Raw genomic sequence first — 25,117 nt, forward strand, 5'->3', positions numbered from 1 at the left:
AAGACATTAAGAATCCATGTCACTTTGAGTGCCCACACAGATTGTCTGATAAATTGTTAAAGAGCAGTGCAACGCGGCTTTCGCTCACCGTTGCGAGGTCCCGTATAATACGTTTTCCTCATTCAGAGTCAAGCAATTATTTTCGCTTTTCTCTGTCGGCGTTCATCGCTGAACCCCGCTAACCCGGCGGCCTGTAAGCCGTTGTTCCGTGTCAGTGGAGGCGCATTATAGGGAGTTCTCAGACGTTGACAACCCCTCTTTTAAAAAAAACGTTTAACCGTCTCTTTTTTGCTCAAAACCGGTCTGGATCGCCAGTTTTTCGAGCGTTTCAAATCCATAACGATGTAAAACGGGTAAAAGTTGCTCAGTTTCTTTTGTTATTGCCATACAGAAAGCAATATTCGCGTCAGAGGATTTTGCGTCCGGCGCTTCATGTTCAAGTAGCCAGGCCGTGCGACGGGCAATAGCAGCACCAGAATCCACCAGTCGTGTTCCTTCCGGGAGAACCTCTAACAACTCTTCCTGTAAAAGAGGGAAATGGGTGCAGCCCAGTACCACCGTATCCGGCGGCTCCGGCATACGCAGCCAGGGACGAAGAATGCGACGCAGCTCTTCAAGCGATACCGCCTCTCCGTGCAGCTTGGCTTCCGCCATCTCTACCAGCTCTGCCGAACCCAGCATTGCGATCTGGCATTCGTTGGCAAAGCGGTCAATCAGCTCGCGGGTATAAGGACGTTTAACCGTACCACGCGTGGCCAGCAAGCCGACGATGCCATTCGCCGTAAGGCGTGCTGCAGGTTTAATCGCAGGCACAACGCCCACAACCGGGAACGGAAATTTTTCACGTAAAGCAGGAAGGGAGACCGTGCTCGCCGTATTGCAGGCAATAACCGCCAACGCCAGGGGATAGCGCTCTTGTACCGCGGTGACGATGTCCACCACACGCTCAACGATAAACGCCTCACTCTTCTCTCCATAGGGGAAAGCAACGTTATCGAAGGCGTAGATGTAATGGAGATCCGGCAGAAGGTGCCGAATCTCATCATAGACCGAAAGCCCACCGACGCCAGAATCAAACACCAGCACGGTGGGACGCGGATTAGAAGGTGTAGCTGCCAGACAAGGTGTATTCCCGTCCTGCAGTTTGGTAGCCATAAACTGTCTCGTAATCTTTATCGAACAGGTTGGCTATTTTACCACGAACTGTCAGGTGAGAGGTGACAGGATATGAAACTGCGGCATCCCAGAGGCTTACACCGCCCATTTTAACCTTTTGATACGGGTAGGTTCCGAAGTTGGTATCGTAACGCGTTCCCAGGTAATGGTAAGTCAGGCTCCAGTCGAGATCATAGATCTGGGTATCGAGCTGGTACTTCACCTGCTGCTTAGCACGACGATCGAGAAGTTCGTTGGTCGTCGCATTACGCGCATCAACATAGTCATATCCGACGGTATGCATCAGCGGGCCAGTGTCAAATGACGCCGTGGCTTCTACACCTTTGATGCGCGCTTTACCGACGTTGTAATATTCCTGAAGGTTGTTATTGAAGTCGATAAGATTATCGACATCGTTGCGGTAAGCTGAAACACGCCAGCTCACACCAGCCGTAAGCCCCTCGAACGCACCTTCCCACTGCTTGCTTTCTTCAGGATCAAGATGGTCGTTGCCATAAAAGCCGTAAAGCTGCCCTAAATTAGGCGCTTTATATGCCGTGCCATAAGAGGCGATGAACCGATAACCCTCAATGAATTCCCAGGCGGCACTGCTCTGCCAGGTACCATGGCGACCAAACTGAGAGTTATCGTCGCTACGGGCTGCACCTTCGAGGGTAAAGTCGCCTAATTTTTGCAACCCGGTCAGATAGATGCCCGTGTTACGTAAGTCGTAGCCATTCGTGACATAGTTTGTGTTGGGCTCAGTGCTCTGTTTCTGCCAGTCGACACCCGCGCCAATGTTGCCGTGCCCGACGTCAACGGAGTTGATCCACTGAACGTTGTACTGTTTGATTTCATCCAGCGTCGCCGTGGAGTCATAGCGCCCCAGATGCGGATCGTAGTTAAAGTCTTTGCTGTGGCTGTAGCTGGAGAGCAACTGTGAATGGAAGATGTCCTCGTTAAAGCGCAACCCGGCATCCCATGTCTGACTATACAACTGGCGGGTATCAACTAATACATCAGGTGTAAATGCGCTGTAATATCCGTCATAAGCGGTACGGTTGCTGTAGCCATAACCGCGCACAAAGCCACTCCACTGCTCAGAGAATGTATGTTCCAGCGCGCCGTATATCGTTTTATTCATATAACCGTCGCGATCGGTCTGAGCAAGCCCACCGTTATTGCCGTCCGCGACCACATCAAAACCTTTGGTATAGGTGTAATCACCCGCCAGCGTCACGCGCGTGCTGTCGCCTAATGTTTGCTGCGTGCTGCCACCATAATTTTGATAACCGTGCGAACCAACACCCGCGTTCAGCGTTGTACCGTCTTTTTCTCGCGTAGTGATAATGTTCACCACGCCGCCAATCGCGTCCGAGCCATACACAGCAGAACGTGGTCCACGAATGTATTCGATTCGCTGTACCAGGGAGATCGGAAACTGGCTGAGATCTGACGATCCCGTGACACCCGCCTGGTTGAGACGAATACCATCGACGAGAATCAGGACATGGCTGGAGTTGGTGCCACGTATAAAGAGAGAAGAGAGTTGCCCCATCCCGCCATTTTGCGCCGTATCCACGCCGGGTAAGCGGCGCATAACATCGATAACGGTCGTGGATTGCCAGCGATCAATATCTTCACGCGTTACAACCGAGGTTGCAGCCAGAACAGATTTTTCAGGTTGTTCAAAACGATTTGCCGTCACCACCAACGAGTCGGCACTTTCCTGCGCCCAGCCCGAAAATGCCGTGACGGACAGCGCCGTCAACAGCGATACTTTTTTAATCATTGTTAAAGCATCCACAATATAAGAAGGATGCCGCAGGCCCCATCTATAGCACGCGATGATGAAACCAAATGCGACGTGATCCCGGCAGGTCTTCGGGCTAGGTGGCGTTTAATGGATGAAGACTTCCCGTTTTCACAGTGTCTACAACTCTCATCCCGCCAGTCTTTACCGCTGCGCGTCAGCTCCAGATTTACACTGGATTCCCTTTTCACTCTCAGGAGACCGGAAACAGAATGCTACAATTAGACACGTATAGATGTCCAGATAGCTATTGCCCATTAAATCTGGACATCCCCTGAACAATGCCTACAATCCCCGCGTAATTCTTTATCACTCAGGACGCATCATGACCCCAGAACACCTCCCGACAGAGCAGTACGACGCGCAGCTGGCAGAGAAAGTTGTCCGCCTGCAAAGTATGATGACGCCGTTCAACGCGCCCGTTCCCGAGGTGTTCCGCTCTCCTGTCAGCCACTACCGCATGCGTGCAGAATTCCGCATCTGGCATGACGGTGATGACCTGTACCACATCATTTTCGATCAGCAGACGAAGTCCCGTATTCGCGTGGACAGCTTCCCGGCGGCGAGTGAGCTTATTAACCAGCTGATGACGCTGATAATGGACGGCGTGCGCAATAACCCTGTCCTGCGCCACAAGCTGTTCCAGATTGACTACCTGACTACGCAAAGCAACCAGGCGATTGTCTCGCTGCTGTACCACAAAGCATTAAACGACGAGTGGCGCGAACACGCAGAAGCCCTGCGCGATGCGCTGCGCGCGCAGAACATCAACGTTCACCTGATTGGCCGCGCGACGAAAACGAAAATCATGCTGGACCAGGATTACATCGACGAGCGTCTGCCGGTGGCGGGGAAAGAGATGGTTTATCGCCAGGTTGAGAACAGCTTTACTCAGCCGAACGCCGCAATGAACGTACAAATGCTGGAGTGGGCGCTGAAGGCAACGGAAGGGTCAACGGGCGATCTGCTTGAGCTGTACTGCGGTAACGGAAATTTCTCGCTGGCGCTGGCGCGCAACTTCGATCGCGTGCTGGCCACCGAAATCGCCAAGCCGTCGGTTGCTGCTGCCCAGTACAATATTGCCGCTAACCATATCGACAACGTGCAGATTATTCGTATGGCCGCCGAAGAGTTTACGCAGGCAATGAACGGCGTACGCGAGTTTAACCGTCTGCAGGGCATTGACCTGAAGAGCTACCAGTGTGAAACGATTTTTGTCGATCCACCGCGCAGTGGCCTTGACAGCGAAACCGAGAAGATGGTGCAGGCTTACCCGCGCATTTTGTACATCTCCTGTAACCCGGAGACGCTGTGCAAAAACCTCGAAACATTAAGCCAGACGCACAAGGTTGAACGTCTGGCGCTGTTCGATCAGTTCCCGTATACCCATCATATGGAGTGCGGCGTACTGCTCACGGCGAAGTAATTAGCTGGCCTTTTTTGGCAGGTGGCGCTTCGCTTACCTGCCCTACAAATACCTCATTACTCGGATAGCTGGTTCTTGCGGCTGCGCATACGCGAGCCAATCCAGAACACCAGCGCCACGGACAGCACCGCTGGCAGGAAGTTAGAGCCGATATCCGGATACTCCGCGCGCACCACGGTGCTAAACAGCAGCACGCCCAGAATAAAGCAGGCGGCAGCCAACCCCGGCAGCCCGACCGGCATGGTGCGGTTCAGGTAGCGTTGATGCAGACAGTACACCGTCAGCACCAGCGCGATAATCGGGAAAATCGAGAAGGGTACGATCGAGCTAAACACAGCCGCAAACGTGCCATTAATAGATAAGCCAGCGATCAATGCCAGCAACAGCGTCCCTTTATCCTGACCAGACTGTTTCATTACTCACCTTCACTCATCGGTTTGATGTGCCAACTTTTCTTGTTCACGGCGATACCAGTAATACGCGCCTTTGGAGATCATCCTGAGCTGCAGTACCAGTCGCTCTTCGAGCTGCTTGCGTTGTTCAATGCTGACATCCAGCGCTTCAGCACCGGCGCTGAAGACAATAGTGACCATCGCTTCAGCCTGGGCTTCGGTAAAAGCACGCGGCATATGGTTTTCGATTTCAAGATAGTCGGCAAGTTCCGCGATGAAATGCTGAATTTCACGCGCGACGGCGGCACGAAACGCGGCCGATGTCCCCGAACGCTCGCGCAGTAACAGACGAAATGCGTTGGGGTTATTGCCGATAAATTCCATAAAGGTCGATACGGAGGTACGGATCACGCTGCCCCCTTTTGCGATACGCTGACGCGCCTGACGCATAAGCTGGCGCAGCATTAGCCCGCTCTCGTCGACCATCGTCAGGCCCAGTTCATCCACATCACGGAAATGACGATAGAAGGACGTTGGCGCAATCCCGGCCTCGCGTGCGACTTCGCGCAGGCTCAAACTGGCAAAACTTCGCTCAGCACTCAGTTGACTGAATGCCGCTTCCACCAGCGAACGCCGGGTTTTCTCTTTTTGTTGTGCTCTTACGCCCATCACGATAGTTGAATCCTTCCAAAGGCCTGCTGGCACTATACCAGAGAATAAAATTAATCTGTTTGCCTGGCTTTGTGAATGATTGTTTACGCGCGGTTTGTGCTCCACTGCCCGAAAAAAGCACAACGATAATTGGGTTACTTCTGCAATGATGTTATGATTCTGTTGCTTTTATGTATAAGAACAGGTAAGCCTTGCCATGTCACATTCCTACGATTACGACGCAATAGTTATTGGTTCCGGCCCCGGCGGCGAAGGTGCTGCTATGGGGCTGGTGAAACAGGGAGCCAGAGTAGCGGTCATTGAGCGCTACCATAATGTTGGCGGCGGTTGCACCCACTGGGGCACCATCCCTTCAAAAGCCCTCCGCCACGCCGTTAGCCGCATTATCGAATTTAACCAGAACCCTCTCTACAGCGACCATTCCCGACTTCTCCGTTCCTCCTTTGCCGACATCCTGAATCACGCGGATACCGTCATTAACCAGCAGACGCGGATGCGTCAGGGGTTTTATGAGCGTAACCACTGTGAGATTTTGCAGGGCAACGCGCACTTTGTGGATGAACACACGCTGGCGCTTGAGTGCCACGACGGTTCGGTTGAAACCATCACCGCCGAAAAATTCGTGATCGCCTGCGGTTCACGTCCGTACCATCCGGCCGACGTAGACTTCTCGCATCCGCGCGTTTACGACAGCGACTCCATTCTCAGCCTGCACCACGAACCCCGCCATGTGATTATCTACGGCGCGGGCGTGATTGGCTGCGAATATGCGTCGATCTTCCGCGGAATGGAGGTCAAAGTAGACCTGATCAACACCCGCGACCGTCTGCTGGCGTTCCTCGATCAGGAGATGTCAGATTCGCTCTCCTATCACTTCTGGAACAGCGGTGTGGTCATTCGCCACAACGAAGAGTACGAGAAGATCGAAGGCTGCGACGACGGCGTGATCATGCACCTGAAGTCCGGCAAGAAGCTGAAAGCGGACTGCCTGCTGTATGCCAACGGCCGCACCGGCAACACTGATTCGCTGCAGCTGGAAAACATCGGCCTTGAGACCGACAGCCGCGGTCAGCTAAAGGTCAACAGCATGTACCAGACCGCGCTGCCGCACGTGTATGCCGTCGGTGACGTGATTGGCTACCCGAGCCTGGCGTCAGCGGCTTACGACCAGGGCCGCATTGCGGCTCAGGCGCTGGTGAAAGGTGAAGCGACGGCGCATCTGATTGAAGATATCCCTACGGGCATTTATACCATTCCGGAAATCAGCTCTGTGGGGAAAACCGAGCAGCAGCTGACGGCCATGAAGGTGCCTTACGAGGTGGGTCGCGCGCAGTTTAAACATCTGGCGCGGGCGCAAATCGTGGGGATGAGCGTAGGTACGCTGAAGATTTTGTTCCATCGCGATACGAAAGAGATCCTCGGTATTCACTGCTTTGGTGAACGTGCGGCGGAAATCATTCATATCGGCCAGGCGATAATGGAGCAAAAAGGTGGTGGTAACACCATCGAGTACTTCGTTAACACCACCTTTAACTACCCGACCATGGCGGAAGCCTACCGGGTAGCAGCGCTGAACGGCTTAAACCGCCTGTTTTAACGCGTTGTCAAAATGGCCATCCATCGAACCACGGATGGCCTCTGCCAGCTGCTCATAGCGGCTGCGCAGCGGTGAACCCGGACGATAAACGAGGCCAATGGTGCGACGCGGCTCCGGCTTAATGCACGGCAGATAGACCACGCCATCACGCTTGCGCTCGCGCGGCACGGCCAGCGCAGGCAGCAGCGTAATACCGCTTCCCGCCGCGACCATATTACGCAGCGTTTCCAGGCTGGTTGCGCGGAAATGGGTATCTTCGTCAGCACCCGCTTCAAAGCAGAAGCCCATCGCCTGATCGCGCAGGCAGTGGCCATCTTCCAGCATCAGCAGCTTTTCGCCGGCCAGATCGGCCATCGGTACGCGATCGCGGTTCGCCCACGGGTGATCTTCATAGATCGCCAGCATCATCGGCTCATCGAACAGCGGCACCTCGATAAAGGCCTCACTTTCTTTAACCAGCGCCAGAATCGCACAGTCGAGCTTGCCGCTATCTAACTGCGCAAGCAGCTGATGGGTTTGCGCTTCATGCAGGTACATTTCAAGTTTCGGGAACGTCTGGTGCAGCATCGGAATGATTTGCGGCAACAGGTACGGGCCAACGGTAGGGATCAGGCCGATATGCAGCGGGCCGGACATCGCCTCCCCCTGCTGGCTTGCCATTTCCTTCAGCACTTTGACCTCGCGCAGCACGGTGCGCGCCTGATCCACCAGCAGCAAACCTGCCTGGGTGAACAGTACCTTACGACTGGTGCGCTCCAGCAGCATCACGCCCAGCTCATCTTCCAGCTTGCGGATCTGGCCGCTCAGCGTCGGCTGGCTGACGTGGCAGGAATCTGCCGCGCGGCGAAAGTGGCGGTGCTCGGCTAACGCTACCAGGTATTCAAGATCACGAATATTCATTATTCATCCTCCGTCGCCACGATAGTTCATGGCGATAGATAGCATAGCAATGAACGATTATCCCTATCAAGCATTCTGTTGAATAATACACCACATAGACGAGGCGGTACCTGTTTGACCCTTGAAGTCCCGCACCGTCAGCGAGTTTCTCTCAAAACTCGAACAACTAAAGCCAACGTGAACTTTTGCGGACCCCGTGGTCCGCTTTTTTTTTGCGTAAAAAAGCCCGGCGCTAAGCCAGGCTACGTTTTTCCCTCACCCTACCCCTCTCCCGGGGGGAGAGGGAACCGATCGAGCCCCTCTCCTCGTGGGAGAGGGGTTGGGGTGAGGGCATCACACCGCAATATTGTCAAACCAACCGGTTTTTCGCATCCGCAATCGCCTGCGCCACCTGCTTCGGCGACACGCCGCCTTTCGCAGCACGCTTATCCAGGCAGGACTGCAGCGCCAGAATCGGATACACATCGTCCCCAATCACCGCGCTGAATTTCTGCAGGTCGGCCAGCGTCAGATCTTCGAGCGGCTTGCCCTGACGAATCGCCTCGACCACCGCTTCGCCGACAATATGGTGCGCCTCGCGGAACGGTACGCCTTTCGCCACCAGGTAGTCCGCCAGCTCGGTGGAGTTAGCATAGCCCTGCTGCGCCGCTTCCTGGCAGCGCGGACGTTTCACCTGAATGCCGTCCAGCACCAGCGCGCCCATATGCAGACAGTCCAGCCAGGTGTCGAGCGCGTCGAACAGCCCTTCCTTGTCTTCCTGCATATCTTTGTTGTACGCCAGCGGCAGCCCTTTCAGGGTCATCATCATGCCGGTCAGCGCGCCCTGCACGCGGCCACACTTCCCGCGGATCAGCTCCAGCGCGTCCGGGTTTTTCTTCTGCGGCATCAGTGATGAGCCTGAGGTTACGCGGTCGGACAGCTCGACGAAGCCCGCTTCGCCAGAGTTGAAGAAGATCAGATCTTCGGCAAAGCGCGACAGGTGCACCATGCCGATAGAGGCATTCGAGAGCAGCTCCAGCACGTGGTCGCGGTCAGAGACGCTGTCCAGGCTGTTACGGGTGGCGGAGGCAAAGCCCAGCCAGCCTGCCAGCTGTTCACGGTCGATTTCATACGCCGTACCGGCCAGCGCGCCGCTGCCCAGCGGGCTGACGTCCAGACGCTTGAGCGTATCCTGAAGACGACTTTCATCACGCGCCAGCATCTCAACGTAGGCCAGACACCAGTGCGCAAAGGTCACCGGCTGCGCGCGCTGCAGGTGGGTATAACCCGGCATCACCGCGTCCTGGTTGTGCTGCGCGGTATCCACCAGCGCGCTCTGCAGCTGGCGGTTGGCCGCCAGCAGTTCGCCGACGGTATCTTTACACCACAGCTTGAGATCGGTGGCGACCTGGTCGTTACGACTACGTCCGGTGTGGAGCTTTTTACCCAGCTGGCCGACCTTGTCGATAAGCTTGCCTTCCACCCAGCTGTGAATATCTTCAGCATCGCTTTCGAGGATCTGCTGCGGATTAAGACGCACCTCTTCCAGCAGATTGTTCAGCGCTTCTTCCAGCTGCAATTGTTCGTCTGCGGTCAGAACACCCACCGTCACCAGCGCTTTGGACCAGGCCACAGAGCCGACAATATCCTGTTCGGCCAGGCGGTAGTCGAAGCGCAAAGAGTCGTTGAACTGTTTGAACCGCTGATCCGCTGCCTGTGTAAAACGCCCACCCCAAAGTGCCATAACATGATTCCTTTATTCGTTAGTTCTGCCGGGTGGCGCTCTGCTTACCCGGCCTACGGTCTTGTAGGCCCGGCAAGCAGAGCGCCGCCGGGCATTAAATCGATTACGCCAGAATACGCGTGCCAATCGGCGTGCCGTTAAACAGCGCCGGGAGCTGCTCCGCGTGACGCCAGGAGGCGATATCCACGGGACGGCCGAGCGTGCGCGCGGCGTCCAGCGCGGCATTCACCTTGACGATCATACCGTCGGTGATAATACCCTGGTCAATCAGCTGCTCGGCTTTCTCGGCGGTCATTTCCGCAATGCGCTGTCCTTTACCGTCCAGAATACCGCTCACGTCAGAGAGCAGGATAAGATCTGCGCCGAGCGTTGACGCCAGCGCGGTTGCCGCCTGGTCAGCGTTGACGTTCATCAACTCACCCTCTTCGGTCACGCCGATGGAGCTCACCACCGGCAGGAACCCGCCCTCCAGCAGGGTGTTAATCAGCTTAGGCGAACCTGGCTGCGCGAGTCCAACGTGGCCGAGCGCTTCGTCGAGCTGGGTCACTTTTACGCTGTCGCCATCGCCCAGATAGAGGCCAACGGACGCGATGTGGTGTTTCTTCGCCCACGCCAGCAGCGTTTTGTTCGCCGTGCCCGCCAGCGCGCCGGTAATGATGTCAATCTGGTCGGCAGGCGTCACGCGCAGGCCGTTCTTCTTTACCACCGGCAGGTTGAGACCTTTCATCAGCTCATCCACCACGCAGCCGCCGCCGTGTACAATCACCAGCGGACGTTGGTGTGATTCACGATAGTTCACCAGCGCGGTAAACAGACGCTCCAGCGCTTCTTCGCTGTCCAGCAGTACACCACCGAGTTTGATAATTAATGGGTTCATCATCACACCTTAAATAAGAGCCTGCGTTTCAGGGAAGCCGAAACGAATATTTGCGCACTGCATTGCCTGTGCGGCAGCGCCTTTGAGTAAGTTATCTTCTGCGGCCACTACGATGAGATGCTCACCCTGTACGGCAAAACCGATATCGCAGAACGGCAGACCGACCACGTTTTTCAGCGCCGGCACGCCTTTGTCGTACAGGCGCACCAGCGGTTTATCCGCATACGCCTGCGTGAAGACCTCAGCAACCTGCTCTTTGGTCACGCCCGGCTTCAGGCGGCAGGTAATAGTTTCGAGGATCCCGCGCGGGAAGCTGCCCAGATGCGGGGTGAAAATAACGTCCGCGCCAAGATGGGTGGTGATTTCAGGATGGTGACGGTGATTAAACACGCCATATGGCTGAAGGCTGACTTCGCAGAAGCTGTTGGAGATAGCGGCCTTACGCCCTGCTCCGCTTACGCCGCTGGTGGCGTTGATCACCGGCCACTGGTTTAGATCCAGCAGGCCCGCGTCGATCAGCGGCTTCAGGGAAAGCTGCGCCGCCGTCGGGTAGCAGCCCGGTACGGCAATGAGATTCGCTTCTTTCAGCTTATCCGCGCTCCACTCCGCCAGGCCGTACACCGCTTTTTCAAGCAGATCCGGATGCTGATGGGTGAAACCGTAATATTTTTCGTAGAACGCGCCGTCGTTGACGCGAAACGCGCCGGAGAGGTCGAACACCACGCAGCCGGCCGCCAGAAACTGCGGTGCCAGGTCGTGGCTGACCTCGTGCGCCGTGGCTAAGAACACCACGTCAACGCCGTCGGTGAACGCGCTGATGTCGGACATCGGCTGCAGCGGAAGGTCAACAATGCCCTTAAGCCACGGATGCAAATCGGAAATTAACTTTCCTGCATCATTGCTTTGCGCTGACACGGTCAAAGCGGTTATGGTCATATGTGGATGGCGATTCACGTAGCTTACAAGCTCTGCGCCCGCATAACCGCTAGCGCCTACAATCAGCGTATTCAACATCGGGTTCCTTTATGCTCAACGTTAATGTATTTTTATTCACATTTATTGCATGAATATTGATACTATCACGACCTAAGGTGTGTCAACAATGAAAATGAACTTACCGCCATTTATCGAGATCTACCGCGCCCTGATTGCCACTCCGTCCATCAGCGCAACGGAAGAAGCGCTGGATCAGAGCAATGAGTCTTTAATCAATCTGCTGGCGGGTTGGTTTAGCGATCTTGGGTTTAACGTTGAGGTTCAGCCCGTCCCCGGAACACGCCACAAATTCAACCTGCTCGCCAGTACCGGAAACGGCGCGGGCGGCCTGCTGCTGGCCGGTCATACGGATACCGTTCCCTTTGACGATGGCCGCTGGACGCGTGACCCGTTCACCCTGACCGAGCACGACAACAAGCTTTACGGCCTGGGCACGGCGGATATGAAAGGCTTCTTCGCCTTTATCCTCGACGCGCTGCGTGACGTAGACGTGACAACGCTGAAGAAGCCGCTCTACATTCTGGCAACCGCCGATGAAGAGACCAGCATGGCGGGCGCGCGCTACTTCTCTGAAAACACGTCGATTCGCCCGGACTGCGCGATTATCGGTGAGCCAACCTCTCTGCAGCCGATTCGCGCGCATAAAGGCCACATTTCTACCGCCGTGCGCGTGCTGGGCCAGTCCGGCCACTCCAGCGATCCGGCGCGCGGGGTGAACGCCATCGAGCTGATGCATGACGCCATCGGCCGCATCATGACCCTGCGCGACGACCTGAAGGAGCGCTATCACTACGAGGCGTTTACCGTGCCGTATCCAACGCTGAACCTCGGCAGCCTGCACGGCGGGGATGCCTCCAACCGCATCTGCGCCTGCTGCGAACTGCACATGGACATCCGCCCGCTGCCGGGCATGACGCTGAGCGATCTCGACGGCCTGCTGAATGAAGCGCTGGCCCCGGTTAGCGAGCGCTGGCCGGGCCGCCTGACGGTCTCCGAGCTGCATCCGCCGATCCCGGGTTATGAATGCCCGCCGGATCACCAGCTGGTCCAGGTAGTGGAAAAACTGCTCGGTGAGAAAACCGACGTAGTGAATTACTGTACCGAAGCGCCGTTTATTCAGACCCTGTGCCCGACGCTGGTGCTTGGTCCCGGATCTATCAACCAGGCGCACCAGCCGGATGAATATCTGGAAACCCGCTTCATCAAGCCAACCCGCGAACTGATTACCCAGGTTGTGCATCACTTCTGCTGGCATTAAAACCGCACCTACGAGTCCCCTCTCCCTGTGGGAGAGGGTTAGGGTGAGGGCAACAAATCGCATGATCTCTGTCACATTCTCATAAGCATCTCTTATCTGACGCAATGCGAATTAAATTTCGTAAATTACCCGCATTTATTCGTTTGCTGAACCGTTTTCGCAGCAATTGACGACGGGGGTTTTACGTGGCTTTATAAAGGGAGATGACAAAATAATGTCCAAAAGATTTTCGACTGGGCATAAACAAAAATGATGGGGTGACTGGGTTTTTATGAACGAACAATATTCCGCGTTGCGTAGTAATGTCAGTATGCTCGGCAAAGTGCTTGGAGATACCATCAAAGATGCGCTGGGGGAGAACATCCTCGACCGCGTTGAAACCATCCGCAAGCTGTCCAAATCTTCCCGTGCAGGTAACGAGGCCAATCGTCAGGAGCTGCTCACCACGCTGCAGAACCTGTCTAATGATGAGCTCTTGCCTGTTGCCCGCGCGTTCAGCCAGTTCCTGAACCTCGCGAATACCGCTGAGCAATACCACAGCATTTCGCCAAAAGGTGAAGCTGCCAGCAACCCGGAAGTCATTGCCAAAACCCTTCGTAAACTCAAAGATCAGCCAGACCTCAACGAAGCCACCATTAAAAAAGCGGTGGAATCCCTTTCGCTTGAGCTGGTGCTGACCGCACACCCAACCGAAATCACCCGTCGTACACTCATCCACAAAATGGTGGAAGTGAACAACTGTCTGAAGCAGTTGGATAATAAAGACATTGCCGACTACGAGCGTAACCAGCTGATGCGCCGCCTGCGCCAGCTGATTGCCCAGTCCTGGCACACCGATGAAATCCGTAAGCATCGCCCTAGCCCGGTTGATGAAGCCAAATGGGGCTTTGCGGTGGTGGAAAACAGCCTGTGGGAAGGGGTTCCGAACTACCTTCGCGAGCTGAACGAACAGCTGGAAGAGAACCTGGGCTACCGCCTGCCGGTCGATTTTGTTCCAGTACGCTTCACCTCCTGGATGGGCGGCGACCGCGACGGCAACCCGAACGTGACCGCGGAAATTACCCGCCACGTCCTGCTGCTGAGCCGCTGGAAAGCCACCGATCTGTTCCTGAAGGACATTCAGGTGCTGATCTCCGAGCTGTCGATGGTTGAAGCCACGCCGGAACTGCGCGAGCTGGCCGGTGAAGAAGGCGCCAGCGAGCCGTACCGTTTCCTGATGAAAAAACTGCGTGGTCAGCTGATGGCCACTCAGGCCTGGCTGGAAGCGCGCCTGAAAGGCCAGCGCCTGCCGAAGCCGGAAGGCCTGCTGAGCCAGAACGAACAGCTCTGGGATCCGCTCTATGCCTGTTATCAATCGCTGCAGGCCTGCGGAATGGGCATCATCGCCAACGGCGAGCTGCTCGACACCCTGCGCCGCGTGAAGTGTTTTGGCGTGCCGCTGGTGCGTATCGACGTGCGTCAGGAGAGCACCCGCCATACCGAAGCGCTGGGCGAGCTGACCCGCTATCTCGGCATCGGCGACTATGAAAGCTGGTCCGAAGCCGACAAGCAGGCGTTCCTGATCCGCGAGCTGAACTCCAAGCGCCCTCTGCTGCCGCGCAGCTGGGAGCCAAGCAACGACACACGCGAAGTGCTCAACACCTGTAAAGCGATCGTGGATGCGCCGAAAGGATCGGTGGCTGCCTATGTGATCTCCATGGCGAAAACCCCGTCCGACGTGCTGGGCGTTCACCTTCTGCTGAAAGAAGCCGGTATCGACTATGCCCTGCCGGTGGCGCCGCTGTTTGAAACCCTCGACGACCTGAACAACGCCAACGATGTCATGACGCAGCTGCTGAACATCGACTGGTATCGCGGCTTCATCCAGGGCAAACAGATGGTGATGATTGGCTATTCCGACTCCGCAAAAGACGCGGGCGTGATGGCGGCCTCCTGGGCGCAGTACCAGGCGCAGGACGCGCTGATCAAAACCTGCGAGAAAGCCGGTATTGAGCTGACGCTGTTCCATGGACGCGGTGGCTCAATTGGCCGAGGCGGCGCGCCTGCTCACGCAGCGCTGCTGTCACAGCCGCCGGGAAGCCTGAAAGGCGGCCTGCGCGTCACCGAGCAGGGCGAGATGATCCGCTTCAAGTACGGCCTGCCGGAAGTGACCATCAGCAGCCTGTCGCTCTATACCAGCGCGATACTGGAAGCAAACCTGCTGCCGCCGCCGGAGCCGAAAGAGTCCTGGTGCCGCATCATGGACGAGCTGTCAGATATCTCCTGCGATCTGTACCGCGGCTACGTGCGTGAAAACAAAGATTTCGTGCCTTACTTCCGTTCAGCCACGCCTGAGCAGGAGCTGGGTAAACTGCCCCTGGGCTCGCGTCCGGCCAAGCGTCGCCCAACCGGCGGCGTTGAGTCTCTGCGCGCGATTCCGTGGATCTTCGCCTGGACGCAAAACCGCCTGATGCTGCCCGCCTGGCTGGGCGCCGGCGCGGCGCTGCAAAAAGTGGTGGAAGACGGCAAGCAGAGCGATCTGGAAGCCATGTGCCGCGACTGGCCGTTCTTCTCTACCCGTCTGGGCATGCTGGAGATGGTCTTCTCGAAAGCCGACCTGTGGCTGGCGGAATATTACGATCAGCGTCTGGTGAAACCCGAGCTGTGGACGCTGGGCAAAGAGCTGCGCGAACTGCTGGAAGGCGACATCAAAGTGGTCCTGGATATCGCCAACGACTCGCATCTGATGGAAGATCTGCCGTGGATTGCCGAGTCTATCCAGCTGCGTAACATCTACACCGATCCGCTGAACGTTCTGCAGGCGGAGCTGTTGCACCGTTCGCGTCTGGCGGAAGAGGAAGGTAAAGAGCCGGATCCACGCGTTGAACAGGCGCTGATGGTGACGATTGCAGGCGTTGCGGCAGGTATGCGTAACACCGGCTAATCGGTTTTGCCGGGTGGCGCTTACGCTTACCCGGCCTACAATATGCTTTTCGTAGGCCCGGCAAGCGCCAGCGCCGCCGGGCAATACCTCGGTATTCACACCATGCAATACGACATCACACACATCCTGACTGACCTGATCGCTGGCACGTTGCCGCTGCGACAGGTGCATTTCGCAAACGCTAACCCCCCTGCCCCCGAACTTGCTCTGAAGGTCGATTTTCCACGCCTGGAAATCGTGATCGAAGGTTCAATGAAAGACCAGGCTGCCTTCCTTTTACAGCAGGGTGATGTTTTATACGTCCCGGCTGGCGGCTGGAATAATCCACAATGGCAAGCACCCGCAACAACGCTGAGCATCCTGTTTGGCAAACAGCAGCTTGGGTTTAGCCTCCTGCAGTGGGATGGTGTAGACGTTCATAACCTGACGAAGCAGCACGTCGCCCGCCGCGGTCCGCGCATTGGATCGCTACTCTTACAGACGCTCCATGAAATGCAGATGCAGCCGCACGAGCAGCAAACCGCGCGGCTGATTATCGCCAGCCTGCTTAGCCACTGCGTCGACCTGCTGGGTAGCCAGATCCAAACCGCCTCCCGCAGTCAGGCTCTGTTCGAAGCCATCAGGGTGTACATTGATGAACACTACGCAGCATCGCTAACCCGGGAATCCGTTGCTCAGGCGTTTTACATCTCACCCAACTATCTGTCGCACCTTTTTCAGAAAACTGGCGCAGTGGGGTTTAACGAATACCTCACCCATACCAGGCTGGAGCATGCGCGTCAGCTGCTGAAGGGATATGATTTAAAGGTGAAAGAGGTGGCTCACGCCTGCGGATTTGTCGACAGTAATTACTTCTGTCGATTATTTCGTAAAAACACCGAGCGCTCGCCTTCGGAGTATCGCCGCCAGTATCACAGCCAGCTCACCGAAAAAGCGGCTAATCCAGAATGACCTGAGTATGTTGTGGCGCGGAAAGCAGTTTTCGTACTGCGCCCATAACCTTCTGTGGATCGCGCAAAAAGGCATTAATCCCGCACTTCACATAGCGGGCCTTTTCGAAACGCTCACTTTCCGCCAGCTCGATGTCTGTGATCAATAAAACAACATCAGCGCGGCGTATATCATTATCCGTTAGTGCATTTTCAACGCCTAATGCGCCCTGGGTCTCGATGTGAACGGTCCACTTCTCTTGCTGGCAAAGTTTTTCCAGCCGTTCGGCAGCCATGTAGGTATGCGCTACGCCGCTAACACACGCAGTTACCGCCACCAGATGGCGTCCCGTTAGCACTGTCATTCTCAACCTCCTACGGTGACGTTGAATCCTTCACGTTCCGCCATCAGGCGCATTGCTGAAATCTCTTCTTCTGTTGGAGGAACCACCTGCTGCATCCCCCACTCCTGCCCCAGCAAGCGATATTTTGGCTCTCCGTACTGATGAAACGGCAGTAAATGCAGCTGCCGTATTCCAGAAGGTAGCAGAAACGCCAGCACGCGCGCCATGTTCGTTTCACTGAGCGTATAGCCCGGAATAAGCGGTACGCGGGGGATCACGTTTATCCCTTTCGCCACCAGCTGCATAAAATTATTGAGCACTCTGGGCAGATTCATTGCCAGCAGTGAACGCGCCTGTTCCTCATCGATTATTTTCACATCAAACAGCACTTCATCACACTGACGCGCCAAAGGCAGTAAGCGGGACAACGGCGCATCGCCCGCCGTTTCGATGGCCGTATGTACGCCGTAGTGACGCAGCTTCCGTAAAAGCTGCGTCGCAAATGGTGCCTGCATCAACACTTCCCCACCGGAAAGCGTGACCCCACCGCCCGATGAGCGAAAGAATACATCGTCTTTCATCACCTCGTGTTCCAGCTCATCCAGCGTCACATCCCGCCCAATGTGTTCAAACGCGCCGGAGGGGCACTCATCGGCGTCCCGCAGACAGGGCGTACAGTGTAAGCATTTGCTCTCCCGGCGCACCGTCTCGATTTTCGGCGAGATCGACTCCGGGTTAGCGCACCACGGACAGCGGTGAGGACAGCCTTTAAAAAAGATCACCGTACGGATGCCGCGTCCGTCATTCAACGAGTAGCGCTGGATGTTGAAAATACGCGCCTCGTCGGCGCGCGTTTCAACCACGTCACAGCTGATGCGCTGTGCGGCGGATAATGTCATCCTGGATCTCCTTCGATAACTCAACAAAGAAGGCACTGTATCCGGCCACGCGTACGACCAGACCGGCAAAATCCTGCGGACGCTGTTGCGCTTCACGCAGCGTGTCCGCATTCACCACGTTGAACTGAATATGCTGCAACTTTAGCTGCGTGAAGGCACGAAGGAAATCCGCCAGCTTTTGTAGCCCGGCGTCGCCTTCCAGCGTCGCTGGTGTGAATTTGACGTTTAGCAGCGTACCGTTGGATAACAGGTAGTTATCCAGCTTGCTCACCGATTTGAGTACCGCCGTTGGGCCCTGCATATCTTGCCCAAGCATCGGTGAGAGCCCGCCATCCGCCAGTTGCTCGCCGGCAAAGCGTCCATCCGGTGTCGCGCCAACAACAGCACCCAGCGGCACGTGTGCCGATACGGTATAAGAGCCCGGCGTGAACTGTCCGCCGCGCGGGTTCCGGTATTTTTCGACCTCTTTACAGTAGTGGCGCAGCAGTTCAGCGCTGATGTTGTCGACATCATCGATATCATTGCCGTATTTTTCGAAGCGATTGATCAACCGGGCACGGATTTTTTCGCCGTCAGGCGTAGCGAAGTTCGCTTTTAACACCGCTAAGAGCTCATTAAAACTTAAGCGCTGCTGTTCAAAAACCAGCCCTTTTAATGCATGTAGTGAATCACTCAGGTTTGCTATCCCGATACCCTGCACGCCGGAAAAGTTATAGCGTGCGCCACCCTCGGTAATGTCTTTTCCCGCATCCAGGCAATCGCTGATAAAAGAAGAGAGCAAAGGCACCGGAGCCCAGTCACGATGGCCGATATCGCAAATATTGCTACCCTCAGCCATTAGCGCAATGTAGTGATTAATCTTGAAGCGAATATGTTCGAGCAATTCCTCGTAGGTAAGCCCGGCATTGCCCTCGTTTTCCTGCATGGCGATTTCCATGACTTTCAGCAGGTTAAACATGGCGATATCGTGCAGGCCATAGGTCTTGCCGGGAATCGATAGCTCAACGCAGCCGACGACAGCGTAATCGCGCGCGTCCTCCAGCGAAACGCCGCGATTCAGGAAGGCAGGGACCACTACTTCGTCGTTAAAAATTTGCGGAATGCCGGTGCCCAGACGAATTGTCTCTGCGGTTTTGAGCAGGAAAGACCTGTCGATAAGTTCGTTCACCCGCACACCCAAGTTCGGCTGCGGAAGCTGAACGCTCTGGTAGGCATCCAGGCACAGGAAGGAGAGCACGTTTACCGCACTGCGGCCGCTTTCCGTCAGGCCGCCCAATAGTGCGGTATACCCGGTCGGGAAACCCGCAAAGTAACGAGCGCTGCTGGTCGAACGCAGAAGCACCACGTCATTGCACTTGACCCATAGTGATTCAAGCAGCTCTTTCAGGAACGCGGGTTCTTCGCCCTGTGAGAGCGAGGCCTGGTAAAACGGCAGCATATACTGGTCAAAGCGGCCGATTGAGAGCGAGCTGGCGTTGGATTCGTACTGCAAAATCACGTTCATGTACCAGAAAAGCTGACACGCCTGCCAGAACGTTTGTGGCTGGTGCTGCGCGTTGTGGCGCGAGATGTCGGCAATTTTCAGTAATTCCTCACGGCGTGGCGCGTCACTGTTAACAGCCAACGCTTCAGCCAGCGACGCGTAGCGCAGGATATGGCGCTGGCAGGCTTCAAGCAGAAGCAGCGCCGCAGCATAGAAAGCGTTATGGGCATCGCGGGCGCAGTGTTCACGCATTTCCGCCACCAGCGCCCCCAGGCCATTATTGAGCAGGCGTGGGTAATCAATAATGATATGCCCCTGACCTTTATCCGTCTGGTTGACGCTGAAAATCTGCGTGGCAACGGCCGCTTTCACCTCGGCCGTCATCTGGCTGTTGATGAAATCCTTCATCGACCGCTTTTCCCAGTAGGGATACAGCACGTCACGGTAGGTCTGCTTATCCTCGTCGCTGATGTCGAAGCGATCCTGCGGACGGGTGGCAAACTGATCCAGCTCTTCAAGCAGCCAGTAGGGGTCCATCTCGGGCGAGATAATGCCTGCTCGCGGTTTAACGGTGCGGTTCCCGGCAATCAACTCCTCATCACGAATCGCGATGTTCACATGGTCAAGAATGTACGCCGTCGCTTTTGCGCGTCTGATGATCACCGGCTCGCCTTCCGTCTGCCGATGGCTGGCGGTATAAAGCAAGGCACGCTCAAGCGAGATCTCGCGCGGACTGGCAAAGAGTGCGTCTTTCAAACGCTGGGTACGATTCGTCATGAGGGAACTCCTGTAACGGAAAAACGAGCCCGCCCCGAAGAGCGGGAGAGCATCAGGCGGTTTGTGCCAGGTGGGCGTCAATCTTGTTCATGATGGCGTCGGCGCGTTTTACCGCGTCGCTGATATTGACGCGTACAATGGTCTTCCCGGCAAAGCGCTCCTCAAATTTAATGCCGATATCCTTGGTCAGGATCACCATATCCGCGGCAGCAACGTCTTCTGCCGTCAGTTCGTTCTCAAGGCCGATCGACCCCTGCGTTTCAACCTTCACTTCCCAACCTTTGGCTTTTGCGGCACTTTCCAGCGCTTCGGCCGCCATGTAGGTATGGGCAACGCCAGACGGGCATGCTGTTACTGCGATAATTCGGGCCATGTTCTCTTCCTCACTCAGTTAATTTCGAAATCCAGATCCAGGTCGTCCTCTTTTTCCTCGACCTGTTTTGCATTCTTGCGAGCGATACTTTTCAGCACGTTGACGCTAACAGCCGTCACTACCGCCCCAACAGCAACCGCCGCGATGTAGCCCAGCTTGCCGTCGACTACCGGCAGAACGATCAGCCCGCCCCATCCGGCGTAGCACTGTGCGCCCATCACGGCGGCAGTTACCGCACCGCACGCGGAGCCGAGCATGATGGAAGGAATAACGCGCAGAGGGTCGGCGGCGGCGAACGGAATCGCCCCTTCGGTCACGCCCACACAGCCCATCACCAGCGCCGCCTTCCCTGCTTCGCGTTCTTCGGCGGTAAAGTTTTTGCGGTTAATCAGCGTCGCCAGGCCTAAACCCAGAGGAGGCACACAGATACCGACCGCCGCAATTGCCACTACGGTGTAAACACCTTGAGCCACGCAGATCAGCATGAAGGCGTAAGCCACTTTGTTAATCGGGCCGCCCATGTCAAAGGCCAGCATCAGCCCGATGATGACGGCCAGTACCACAATGCTGCCCTGCTGCATGCCCTGCAGCCACTGGGTGAGACCAGTGGTCAGCGCACCGACAGGCTCACCCAGCCCCCACATCATGATGCCTGCGGTAACAAAGGTGCCGATGATAGGGATGATGAAGATAGGCATGACGGAGCGCAGCACTTTCGGAACCGGCAGTTTCTTCAGATACCAGACCACAATCCCACCGAGGATCCCGGCAATAATGGCGCCGAAGAAACCCGCTCCGAAGCTGTTACCGACCCAGGCGGCAATAGCGCAGGGAGCCAGTGCGGCACGTTCAGCAATGGAATAACCAATATAAGCGGCCAGGAAAGGCACCATCAGCGTTAACCCCGCCACGCCGATATCGAATAGCTTTTTGAGGTTGGGATCGGTTGCTGCATCCGGTACCGCGCCCTTGCCATAAAGCATGACCGAGACGGCCAGCAAAATACCGCCCGCAACCACGAACGGGATCATGTGCGACACCCCTGTCATCAGATGCTGCCGCGTGTTCTTGAGAATATGCACCAACTCTTTCATATGTCGCTCCTGGCCTATATCCATAAAGATGTTGTGGCAAACAATAGGCAATCAGGAAGATGTCGGACAGGAGACAAAAAGGCCATTTACTGGATTTTTGTAATGTCGAAATAAAAATGCGATCCGCCTCGACATTTCAACGCTATCTGGCATTACGCAAAATGCCCTAACCTGTGAGTCAAATCTCACTTTTCGAGTGACATTACATTTGTCCAGCTTTTGGCAGATTTGTCACATGGCGCGATTCGTCACCACGCTCGTATCCTGTGCTCAGTGAATGTCTATTCGTTTCGGGAGTATGTGTATGGCTCTGGTAGTGGAATTTACCTGTGAATTGCCCAACGGTGTTCACGCGCGTCCGGCAAGTCATGTTGAAACGCTGTGCAATACCTTTACGTCGCACATTGAGTGGCACAACCTGCGTACGGACCGGAAAGGTGATGCCAGGAGCGCGCTGGCACTGATTGGCACCGATACGCTGGCTGGCGATGCCTGTCGGCTGGTGATCGAGGGAGAGGATGAACAACGCGCCTATCAGCAGCTGGAAAAATGGCTGCGAGAGGAGTTCCCCCACTGCGACGCACCGCTTGCAGAAGCCATCAATACCGAACTTGATCCGCTGCCAGAATCCCTCACGCGCCTTAACCCAACCCTGTTCCGTGCCCTTCCCGTTTGCAGCGGCAGCGCCCAGGGTATTCTGACGTTACTGGCCTCGCTGGATCTCAATGCCCTGACTAACATACCCGCAGCAAAAGGGATAGAAGAAGAGCAGTCCGCGCTGGATAACGGCCTTACCCTGCTGGTGAAAAATATTGAGCTGCGCGCGCTGGACAGCGACAGCACCGCCAGCGCGATTCTCGACGCGCACCGATCGCTTGCTACGGATGGCTCACTGCGACAGCATCTTCTTGCGGGCGTGAGCCAGGGGCTTAGCTGCGCGCAGGCAACAATCGCCACGGCCAACCATTTCTGCGATGAGTTCTCTCGTTCCAGCAGCAGCTACCTGCAGGAACGCGTGCTGGATGTGCGCGATGTTTGCTATCAGCTTTTGCAGCAGATATACGGTGAACAGCGCTTCCCGGCACCGGGCCAGCTGACGCAGCCGACCGTCTGCCTTGCAGAAGACCTCACTCCCGGCCAGTTCCTGGAACTGGATAAAACCCTGCTCAAAGGGCTGCTGTTAAAAAGCGGCGGAACCACTTCGCATACCGTTATTCTTGCGCGCTCATTTAATATTCCCACGCTGGTCGGCGTCGATAGCCAAGGTCTGCTTCAGTGGCGCAACCAGCCTGTCTTTGTCGATGGCAACGCCGGTGCGGTGGTCGTCAATAGTACCGAAGCCGTGGCACGTTACTATCACCAGGAAGCGCGCGTCCAGCAGGCAATACGCGAGCAGCAACGCATCTGGCTTGACCGGGAAGCGAGAACTTCCGACGGCCTGCGCATAGAGATTGCGGCGAACATCGCCCACGCGGTGGAAGCTCAGGCGGCATTCGGTAACGGCGCTGAGGGCGTCGGCCTGTTTCGCACCGAAATGCTGTATATGGACCGCACCAGCGCACCCGGCGAAAGCGAGCTGTACAACATTTTCTGTCAGGCACTGGAAAGCGCAAACGGACGAAGCATTATCGTAAGGACCATGGATATCGGCGGCGATAAGCCGGTGGAGTATCTGAATATCCCGGCGGAAAACAACCCATTCCTAGGCTACCGCGCCGTACGCATTTACGAAGAGTATTCAGCGCTTTTCACCACCCAGCTTCGGGCGATCCTCCGCGCGTCCGCCCACGGTAGCCTGAAGATCATGATCCCGATGATCTCATCTATGGAAGAGATCCTGTGGGTCAAAGAGAAGCTCGCCGAAGCGAAACAGCAGCTTCGCGCTGAACACGTTCCTTTTGATGAAAAAATCCCGCTCGGCATCATGCTGGAAGTGCCGTCGGTGATGTTCATTATCGATCAGTGCTGCGAAGAGATTGATTTCTTTAGCATCGGCAGCAACGACCTGACGCAGTATCTTCTGGCCGTCGACCGCGACAACGCCAAAGTTACCCGCCACTACAACAGCCTGAACCCCGCCTTCCTGCGCGCGCTGGATTACGCGGTGCAGGCCGTCCACCGTCAGGGAAAATGGATTGGCCTGTGCGGCGAGCTGGGCGCAAAAGGCTCGGTACTGCCGCTGTTGGTGGGTCTGGGGCTGGATGAGCTGAGCATGGGATCGCCCGCCATTCCGGCAACCAAGGCCCGTCTGGCACATTTAGACAGCCGCGCCTGTCGTCAGCTTCTGAACCAGGCGATGGCGTGCCGAACGTCGCTTGAAGTGGAACACCTGCTGGCGCAGTTCCGCATGAACCAGCAGGACACGCCGCTGGTGACGCCACGCTGTATTTCGCTGGATAACGACTGGAACAGTAAAGAAGAGGTCATGAAAGGGATGACCGATAACCTTTTGCTCGCCGGGCGCTGCCGCTATCCCCGCAAGCTGGAGGCCGACCTGTGGGCGCGCGAGGCCGTTTTCTCCACCGGGCTTGGCTTCAGCTTCGCCATTCCGCACAGCAAATCTGAGCATATTGAGCAATCCACCATCAGCGTTGCACGTCTGAAATCGCCGGTCATGTGGGGCGATGAAGAAGCGCAGTTCATCATCATGCTGACGCTGAACAAACACGCCGCGGGCGACCAGCATATGCGCATTTTCTCGCGCCTGGCCCGCCGCATCATGCATGACGATTTCCGCAGCGCGCTGGTCAATGCCAGTTCAGAAGAGGCCATCGCCTCCCTGTTGGAACACGAATTAGAACTTTAATACGAGGAAGAGTAATGGAACTGTACCTGGATACCGCTAACGTGGCGGAAGTCGAACGCCTGGCGCGCATTTTTCCGATTGCGGGCGTCACCACCAACCCAAGCATTGTGGCGGCTGGCCGTGAATCCATCTGGGAGGTGCTGCCGCGCCTGCAGCAGGCCATCGGGCCGGAAGGCACCCTGTTTGCCCAGACCATGAGCCGTGATGCAGAAGGCATGGTGGCCGAGGCCAAACGCCTGAGCAACGCCATTCCGGACATCGTGGTGAAAATCCCGGTGACGGCTGAGGGGCTTATCGCGATCAAGACGCTGAAAAAAGAGGGCATTACCACGCTGGGCACCGCCGTTTACAGCGCCTCGCAGGGATTGCTCGCCGCGCTGGCAGGCGCGAAATATGTCGCGCCGTACGTGAACCGCGTTGACGCTCAGGGCGGCGACGGCATTCGCATGGTGCAGGAGCTGCAATCCCTGCTCGAACTGCACGCGCCGGACAGCAGGGTGCTGGCCGCCAGCTTCAAAACGCCGCGCCAGGCGCTGGACTGCCTGCTTGCCGGATGTGAAGCAATCACGCTTCCTTTAGATGTAGCGCAACAAATGCTCGGCACGCCGGCGGTAGAGTCTGCCATAGAGAAGTTTGAGCAGGACTGGAAAAACGCGTTTGGTAACCTCAACCTCTAAGGG

The 25,117-nt window shown here is 56.2% G+C and carries 20 protein-coding genes and 1 riboswitch; of the genes, 7 read left to right on the forward strand and 13 right to left on the reverse strand.

From position 1 onward, the window contains the following. Positions 1-273: 273 nt before the first annotated feature. Together murI and btuB are read right to left on the reverse strand one after the other, a co-directional pair. Positions 274-1,155, reverse strand: a complete 882-nt coding sequence (murI, locus tag D5067_RS22475) for a glutamate racemase (protein WP_119938165.1) — start codon at positions 1,153-1,155, stop codon at positions 274-276. Beyond that, on the reverse strand, positions 1,100-2,947 hold the full coding sequence (btuB, locus tag D5067_RS22480) for a TonB-dependent vitamin B12 receptor BtuB (RefSeq protein WP_119938164.1): 1,848 nt from the start codon (positions 2,945-2,947) through the stop codon (positions 1,100-1,102). Before btuB ends, murI begins: the two co-directional genes overlap by 56 nt. A 66-nt stretch (positions 2,948-3,013) precedes the next feature. After that, positions 3,014-3,189, reverse strand: a riboswitch (cobalamin riboswitch). Between the two features lie 104 nt (positions 3,190-3,293). On the opposite strand from btuB, the gene trmA reads away from it, so the two are divergent. Continuing rightward, positions 3,294-4,394: a tRNA (uridine(54)-C5)-methyltransferase TrmA gene (trmA, locus tag D5067_RS22485; protein ID WP_119938163.1), complete on the forward strand. Its 1,101-nt coding sequence runs from the start codon at positions 3,294-3,296 to the stop codon at positions 4,392-4,394. Between the two features lie 56 nt (positions 4,395-4,450). Here the strand turns inward: trmA and D5067_RS22490 are convergent, their stop codons facing one another. Continuing rightward, positions 4,451-4,810, reverse strand: a complete 360-nt coding sequence (locus D5067_RS22490) for a YijD family membrane protein (RefSeq protein ID WP_119938162.1) — start codon at positions 4,808-4,810, stop codon at positions 4,451-4,453. 9 nt (positions 4,811-4,819) lie between these two features. Then, positions 4,820-5,458 carry an HTH-type transcriptional repressor FabR gene (fabR, locus tag D5067_RS22495; RefSeq protein WP_125915679.1) on the reverse strand — a complete coding sequence of 213 codons (639 nt, stop codon included), beginning with the start codon at positions 5,456-5,458 and terminating at the stop codon, positions 4,820-4,822. Between the two features lie 196 nt (positions 5,459-5,654). Between fabR and sthA the strand changes: the two genes are divergently transcribed. Then, the gene (gene sthA, locus D5067_RS22500) at positions 5,655-7,055 is read left to right on the forward strand and encodes a Si-specific NAD(P)(+) transhydrogenase (RefSeq protein WP_119938160.1); all 1,401 of its coding nucleotides are present in this window, start codon (positions 5,655-5,657) and stop codon (positions 7,053-7,055) included. On the opposite strand, the gene oxyR is transcribed toward sthA, so the two are convergent. The 4 genes from oxyR to argC form a co-directional block, all read right to left on the reverse strand. Then, positions 7,038-7,955: a DNA-binding transcriptional regulator OxyR gene (gene oxyR / locus D5067_RS22505; RefSeq protein ID WP_119938159.1), complete on the reverse strand. Its 918-nt coding sequence runs from the start codon at positions 7,953-7,955 to the stop codon at positions 7,038-7,040. The genes sthA and oxyR overlap by 18 nt on opposite strands. A 349-nt stretch (positions 7,956-8,304) precedes the next feature. Continuing rightward, positions 8,305-9,678, reverse strand: coding sequence for an argininosuccinate lyase (argH, locus tag D5067_RS22510; RefSeq protein ID WP_119938158.1), 1,374 nt, complete (start codon positions 9,676-9,678; stop codon positions 8,305-8,307). A 103-nt stretch (positions 9,679-9,781) separates the two neighbouring features. Then, a complete protein-coding gene (argB, locus tag D5067_RS22515; protein WP_119938157.1) occupies positions 9,782-10,558 on the reverse strand; it encodes an acetylglutamate kinase in 777 nt (258 codons plus the stop codon). Between the two features lie 6 nt (positions 10,559-10,564). Continuing rightward, the gene (gene argC, locus D5067_RS22520; RefSeq protein ID WP_119938156.1) at positions 10,565-11,569 is read right to left on the reverse strand and encodes an N-acetyl-gamma-glutamyl-phosphate reductase; all 1,005 of its coding nucleotides are present in this window, start codon (positions 11,567-11,569) and stop codon (positions 10,565-10,567) included. Positions 11,570-11,657: 88 nt separating this feature from the next. On the opposite strand from argC, the gene argE reads away from it, so the two are divergent. From argE to D5067_RS22535, 3 genes are all read left to right on the forward strand, one after another. Continuing rightward, positions 11,658-12,809, forward strand: a complete 1,152-nt coding sequence (gene argE / locus D5067_RS22525; protein WP_119938155.1) for an acetylornithine deacetylase — start codon at positions 11,658-11,660, stop codon at positions 12,807-12,809. Positions 12,810-13,080: 271 nt separating this feature from the next. Further along, a complete protein-coding gene (gene ppc, locus D5067_RS22530; protein ID WP_119938154.1) occupies positions 13,081-15,732 on the forward strand; it encodes a phosphoenolpyruvate carboxylase in 2,652 nt (883 codons plus the stop codon). 102 nt (positions 15,733-15,834) lie between these two features. Continuing rightward, positions 15,835-16,683, forward strand: coding sequence for a helix-turn-helix transcriptional regulator (locus D5067_RS22535; RefSeq protein ID WP_119938166.1), 849 nt, complete (start codon positions 15,835-15,837; stop codon positions 16,681-16,683). Here D5067_RS22535 and D5067_RS22540 read toward each other — a convergent pair. The 5 genes from D5067_RS22540 to D5067_RS22560 are packed head-to-tail and all read right to left on the reverse strand — an operon-like array spanning position 16,670 to position 21,631. Beyond that, complete coding sequence (locus tag D5067_RS22540; RefSeq protein ID WP_119938153.1) at positions 16,670-17,026, reverse strand: PTS fructose-like transporter subunit IIB; 357 nt, start codon at positions 17,024-17,026, stop codon at positions 16,670-16,672. The genes D5067_RS22535 and D5067_RS22540 overlap by 14 nt on opposite strands. A gap of 2 nt (positions 17,027-17,028) precedes the next feature. Next, positions 17,029-17,904 (reverse strand): [formate-C-acetyltransferase]-activating enzyme, encoded by an 876-nt coding sequence (locus D5067_RS22545; RefSeq protein WP_119938152.1) that lies wholly within the window; start codon positions 17,902-17,904, stop codon positions 17,029-17,031. Further along, a complete protein-coding gene (locus tag D5067_RS22550) occupies positions 17,870-20,164 on the reverse strand; it encodes a formate C-acetyltransferase (protein ID WP_119938151.1) in 2,295 nt (764 codons plus the stop codon). Before D5067_RS22550 ends, D5067_RS22545 begins: the two co-directional genes overlap by 35 nt. Positions 20,165-20,216: 52 nt before the next feature. Continuing rightward, the gene (locus D5067_RS22555) at positions 20,217-20,537 is read right to left on the reverse strand and encodes a PTS fructose-like transporter subunit IIB (RefSeq protein ID WP_023326311.1); all 321 of its coding nucleotides are present in this window, start codon (positions 20,535-20,537) and stop codon (positions 20,217-20,219) included. Positions 20,538-20,551: 14 nt separating this feature from the next. Then, positions 20,552-21,631, reverse strand: a complete 1,080-nt coding sequence (locus D5067_RS22560; protein ID WP_119938150.1) for a PTS fructose transporter subunit EIIC — start codon at positions 21,629-21,631, stop codon at positions 20,552-20,554. A 304-nt stretch (positions 21,632-21,935) separates the two neighbouring features. Between D5067_RS22560 and ptsP the strand changes: the two genes are divergently transcribed. Continuing rightward, the gene (ptsP, locus tag D5067_RS22565) at positions 21,936-24,437 is read left to right on the forward strand and encodes a phosphoenolpyruvate--protein phosphotransferase (protein WP_119938149.1); all 2,502 of its coding nucleotides are present in this window, start codon (positions 21,936-21,938) and stop codon (positions 24,435-24,437) included. A 14-nt stretch (positions 24,438-24,451) separates the two neighbouring features. Beyond that, entirely contained in the window at positions 24,452-25,114 is a 663-nt protein-coding gene (fsa, locus tag D5067_RS22570; RefSeq protein WP_119938148.1) for a fructose-6-phosphate aldolase, read from the forward strand. The last annotated feature ends 3 nt before the right edge of the window (positions 25,115-25,117 follow it).

It is taken from the genome of Enterobacter huaxiensis, assembly GCF_003594935.2.
Classification (GTDB): Bacteria; Pseudomonadota; Gammaproteobacteria; order Enterobacterales; family Enterobacteriaceae; genus Enterobacter; species Enterobacter huaxiensis.